At 42.4% G+C, this 5,712-nt stretch carries 2 protein-coding genes and 1 other RNA gene; all 3 read right to left on the bottom strand.

What is annotated here, in order from left to right:
- Positions 1–104 precede the first annotated feature (104 nt).
- The 3 genes from rnpB to PY364_RS19550 all read right to left on the bottom strand — a co-directional run bounded on the left by rnpB (position 105) and on the right by PY364_RS19550 (position 5,477).
- Positions 105–500: RNase P RNA component class A (gene rnpB, locus PY364_RS19560), an RNA gene on the bottom strand.
- A gap of 90 nt (positions 501–590) precedes the next feature.
- Positions 591–1,754, bottom strand: coding sequence for a magnesium/cobalt transporter CorA (corA, locus tag PY364_RS19555; RefSeq protein ID WP_275525007.1), 1,164 nt, complete (start codon positions 1,752–1,754; stop codon positions 591–593).
- A gap of 192 nt (positions 1,755–1,946) precedes the next feature.
- A complete protein-coding gene (locus PY364_RS19550; protein WP_275525005.1) occupies positions 1,947–5,477 on the bottom strand; it encodes a PAS domain-containing protein in 3,531 nt (1,176 codons plus the stop codon).
- Between the last annotated feature and the right edge of the window lie 235 nt (positions 5,478–5,712).

The raw sequence follows: 5,712 nt of genomic DNA, 5'->3' as shown, positions 1-5,712 counted from the left end.
ACCGCCCAGAGGGCGGCGTTACAGATGGTTTTGGGTAAAGTCCTAGCTAAATTATTCTGGATTTGCCCATAAATATTATTTAGTAAAACTGGAATAATTAGGGGGGAAAGAGCAAGACATAAGCCGGGTTCTGTTCCCTTAACTGCAAGCAGCTAAGAGGGCAGTTATCTATCTGGGACACCTGTTACCAGATGCCTCTAGCGGTGCATTCAAGCGGAACTGGTAAAAGACCAACCGTAGTTCCTCCGACCTTGCTCCCAACTGGGGTTTACCTAGCCAGCGCCTCTCGACGTTGCTGGTGCGCTCTTACCGCACCTTTGCACCCTTACCCACAGTATTGAGTCTAAAATTTAACACTTTAGGCTCCTGTGTAGGCGGTATATTTCTGTGGCACTATCCTCGCGATCGCTCGCACTGGGAGTTATCCAGCAAGTTTGGGCTTTCGGGAGCCCGGACTTTCCTCAGACTCTTCGGAGTCCGCAACCGCCTGCGCCTACTCTCTCCCCTTTTTTATTCTACATTATTTTGCTAATTACTAATTACTAATTGCTAATTGCGTGAGTCCTGCGGGAGTTGTGCAGTAGAGCTTATTAATCATCCTTAATGGTGGAAAAATTATCAAACCACCCACGCCGCCAGAAGAAATACACTAAACCTGATGCGATCGCAATCATTACAGCCCAGCACAAAGGATAACCCAAATACCAGTTTAATTCTGGCATATTGAAAGGAGATTTTTCAGTATTAAAGTTCATGCCGTAGATTCCGACAACAAAAGTTAGAGGGATAAAAATCGTAGAAATTACAGTCAGTAACTTCATAATTTCATTCATTTTGTTACCAACTGAAGACAAATAAACATCCATTAAACCAGAAGAAAGTTCTCGGTAACTTTCCACCATATCCATCACCTGAACAGTATGGTCGTAACAGTCACGCAAATAAACTCGGACATCTGGACTAATTAATTCGCTACCATCGCGAATCAGACTATTAATGGCATCCCGCTGGGGCCAGATGGCCCGGCGGAGAGTCAACAATTCTCGCCTAATTGTATAGATTTTTTCTAGAGTTTTGCGATTGGGGTTCATTACCACTTCATCCTCTAATTCCTCAATGCGTTCGCCATAACTTTCTAGCACTGGAAAAAAGCCGTCAATAATTGAATCTAACAAGCAATAAGTTAAATAGTCCACGCCCTGTTTGCGGATAACACCTTTAGAATTGCGGATGCGATCGCGCACGGGGCCAAAACTATCATAATCCGGTTCTTCCTGCACAGTTACGAGATAATGTTTACCCAAAATTAAACTAACTTGCTCTTTGTAGAAAGTTTCTGAATCGGGTCTTAGCATCACCATCCAAGCAATAATTATAAGTTGGTCTTCATAGTCCACAACTTTTGGTCGCTGTGGTACATTTACCACATCTTCTTGAGCGAGGGGATGCAAATCAAAAACCTCGCTCATTTGCCGCCAAGTTTCACTATTTCCTAGTCCTAAAACGTCAACCCAAGACACTGATTCTGTATCTAAGTAGGGTGCTGCATCTTTAGGGGAGGTCAGTTTCAAACGAGTAGCTGTAGCCTCATTATAATCAATTAATACAATTTCAGGAGGTGCAGCGTCTACTTCTAGATCTAGAGTCCCCGGAGGAGCACCTGGATCGTCATAAAAATAGTCAACGTATGACTCATCATCATCGTCTTCAAGGGGTTCTACAACTGCACTGGAAGTCTTTACTTTATATGTCATAATTACCTCACGAGGGAAGAAGGAAGAAGGAAGAAGGAAGAGGGAAGAAGGAAGAAGTAGTTAGTAAGATGGTGAAATGTTTCCCGAAAATCATCACTAAAGTTTTGAGTATAGTTAACAGTTAACAATTAACAATTAACAGTTAACAGTTAACAGTTAACAGTTAACAGTTAACAGTTAACAATTAAGCAATTATCTCTGCCGAATAGGAATTTCAATCACAAATTCTGACCCCGATCCACTTGCTGAAATACAGGTTAACATACCGCCATGCTTTTCTACAATAATTTGATAGCTGATAGAAAGTCCCAAACCAGTGCCTTTTCCCACTGGCTTAGTAGTAAAAAAGGGGTCGAATATGCGGCAGTTGACTGATTCTGGCATACCTGGCCCATTGTCTGCAATTGCGATCGCGATTCTGTTGCTTTCCAAAAGCCTAGTGCGAATCGTAATACAAGGTAAAATATTACAAGTTAGAGGTATAGCAGTAACATCTAAATTTTCTCCTTCTGAAAAATTGCTAATTTCTAAGCTGTCAGATTTCATTTCTGACAAAGCGTCAATAGCATTATTAATGATATTCATTAATACCTGATTTAAGAGTCCAGGGTAGCATTCAACTAAAGGTAAAGAACCATATTCTTTAACCACTTCAATATTGCGATCGGTATTGCGATCGGTCGCAGTTTGTTTCAATCTGTGCTGTAAAATTAGCAGGGTGCTGTCAATTCCTTGACTAATATCAACAGTTTTAATATCAGATTCTTCGATCCGAGAAAAATTACGTAAAGATAGAACTATCTGGCGGATGCGATCTGCTCCCATTTCCATCGAATTCATTAGTTGTGGAAAATCGGAGATCAGAAAATCGAGGTCTATTTCTTCTGCTAATGCGGTGATTTCTGGGGCTGGATTTGTATAATTTTTTTGGTATAAACTGCACAAATGTAGTAAGCTTTGAGCATATTCATTGGCATGAGAAATATTACCATAAATGAAACTTACAGGGTTGTTAATTTCGTGAGCAATTCCCGCTACTAACTGCCCTAAACTTGACATTTTTTCTGATTGAATTAATTGAGTTTGAGTTTTCCTTAATTCTTGCAAAGTCAGCTCTAACTGCTGATTTTTTTCTCTTAACTGCGCTTCTGCCTGCTTGCGCTCTGTAATGTTGCGGGCAAGAATAATAACTTGGCTGTCACCAAAGGGTAATAACCGAGCTTCATAAGTTTGCTTTCCCTGCGGCATTCGCAACGAATATTCAAGGGTAACTAAATCTCCCTTTGCAAAAGTCTCCTGAATTGCCTGCTCAAATTGGCGGCCAACTCTCAAAGGCAAAACTTCTGTCATTTGTTGACCCAAAAACACTTCTTGAGGAACATATAAATCCCCGGAACTTCCTGATAGGTAATCCAAAATTATGCCATTGACATTAAGCCGAAAATACAAATCTGGCAATGCCTGAAAAACTGCTTCTAATTCAGAAGTTTTTTGTCGCAATGCTTCTTGAACTAAATGTCTTTCAGTAATATCGTGGGCGAAACCTAGGATTGCAAATATATTGCCTTCAGCGTCGCGCAAGGGAATTTTCTGGGTATCAAAGATGTGGATAGAACCGTCGGCAAAAGTAGCTCGATCGTCTGGATTATGAACTATTTCACCAGTAAGTACAATAGATTCATCGCTGCGAAATCCGCTAATATTGAGTTGACAATTGCCAAAAATTTCTGTTTCTGGAAAACCAATTTCTACATCATCTTTACCCAGAACTTCTTCAACGGTAAGATTAAGAGAATCTGAAAAACTTTGATTAACTAAGATATATCTAAAATGACGGTCTTTGGCAAAAATCCAGTCTGGTGTTGTATCGATTACTGTGCGGAGTAGTTGTTGGGAACGTTCGCTTTGTTTTAAGGCTAGTTTTAGTTCTAATTCTAATTTTTTGCGAGAGGTGATGTTTTCAAAAGCAACGCCGACGCAGTTGTTGGGTAAGGGAAAGGCTTTGATAGAAAAGGCGCGAATTACAGTACCATCTTCGCCGCAGTCAATATCTTCGAGTTCTACAGCTTTTTGTTCGCGAATTACTGAGGCAAATGCTTGGGGAATTCCTTTGTCTCGCTGATGGGGGAAAACTTCGTCGAGGGTCATACCGAGAATATCTGCCATTTCTACTCCGGTAAATAAGGTAGTAGCTGGATTGGAGGCGATCGCTCTCAAACTTCGGTCGTCGTTGATATCTTCTAAGCGGTAAACATACAAGCCAATTTGCATATTTTCGACAATTTGACCGTACAGGCGCACGCTTTCGTCTACTTGTTTGCGCTCGGTGATATCCTCAGTAATACCTAGGAGATATTGGGGGTTTCCGCTTTTGTCAAAAATTGGAATTTTGCGGGTGTGTAGTATTCTTAAGCCTCTGTGGGGAGTCTGGATGGGGGATTCTGCTACATCTTGTACGGAGAAATTTGAGGGATTGCTTTGATAGCTAGTAAAAACTTCTCTGTCTTTAGCTGCGATCGCATCTGCTTGATCTTTGGGGAGAAAATCATAATCGCTTTTGCCGATCGCCTCTTGGCTAGTAACGCCTGCGATCGTCTCTCCTGCTTTGTTCCACAAGACGAATTTTAGTGACTCTGCATCTTTGGCAAAAACGCCTACGGGCAAATTTTCGACTACTGAATTGAGGAAACCTCTAGCTGAGTTTAATTCAGCCTCCGCCCGTTTGCGCTCAATTCCCAAGGCAATCACATTCGTTACAGATGATAGCGCTTCTTGCAGTCCTTGACTCAGCGGTTGATAAATCAAGATTGCCATTACCCCCACTAGCCGATCTTCCACTATCAGCGGATACCCAGCGAAGCTGGCGATCGAGGGTGGGGAAGGTGGGGAGGATAGGGAGGATAGGGAAGATTTAACTTCCTCATCTCCCTCGCTCCCCTGCTCCCCCTCTCCCCTGCTCCCTCGCTCCCCTGCTCCCTCGCTCCCCCTCTCCCCCTCTCCCCTCCCCAGTCCCCAATCACCTAATTCAAAATCTGCGATCGCAAATCTGTTATCAAATAGTGGCTGCTGCTGCTGTGCAATTAGACCGATTTTGCCGCAACCAAAGGCGATTCGACTGTCGGGGCCGCCTGGGGTGGGGCTTAAGCCGGCGGAAGCTTGGAGTTCTAAGACATTTTCTTGAGGGTTGAAAGTCCAAATTATAGTTGAGGCTGCGTCGAGGTGATGCACCGCCGCCGAGCAGCAAGGGCCAAGGATTTCTTGGGGGTGGCGGGTGAGGGCGATACCGACATCGGCGGTTAATGCTGTTAAGCGCGATCGCTCTGCGGCGGCTGCTTTTTGCTGTTGCCAGCGGTAATGTTGGGTAATATCTCGACCTACGCTGAAAACTCGTGTATTCCCGCTACTTTCCTTTACAGGTGTGTAAGCTGTTTCATAAATTTTAATGCTGCCGTCGCTGGCGATCGCTTCGTGAATTGCGATTCTCTTTTCACCTGCGATCAATACTTGTTCTAAGCAGGGTTCTATCTGAGATGTTATATACTTCAAAACCCCATTTTCTGGGTATATTTTTATCAATTCTAAATTATTCTTCCCAATAATTTCAGCAGTTTCTAGTCCTAGCCAAGCGGCAGCAACAGGATTAATAGATACATACTTCCGCTCTTGATTGTACTCTATGAAGGCATCAGCAGAAGTCGCTAAAAATGTTTCAAACCAGTTCATTGCTTCCTTCATAATTGGTATGCAAACTGTGAAAACTTAAGCTTAAATAGAAAAAATATATTTGCTCTAACAAATATATTTTTGACTGATTTTAGCCTGCTGACTTACATCAAAAGTTAATCAAAGCTAAAAATTTAATTATTAATTTTTTTATTTAAAGACTAACCTTAGCATATTGTGGCTGACATCGTAAACAAAACTTCGTAACGCCGCCCTCTGGGCGGTAATTGACCGC

It is taken from the genome of Kamptonema sp. UHCC 0994, from assembly GCF_029167235.1.
Lineage (GTDB): Bacteria > Cyanobacteriota > Cyanobacteriia > Cyanobacteriales > Microcoleaceae > Kamptonema.
This window is presented reverse-complemented; position numbering and strand designations above follow the sequence as displayed.

Bases quoted from the DNA above. Each gene is read 5' to 3' on its own strand.
- corA (WP_275525007.1), bottom strand. From the start codon at position 1,754: ATGACATATAAAGTAAAGACTTCCAGTGCAGTTGTAGAACCCCTTGAA.
- PY364_RS19550 (WP_275525005.1), bottom strand. From the start codon at position 5,477: ATGAACTGGTTTGAAACATTTTTAGCGACTTCTGCTGATGCCTTCATA.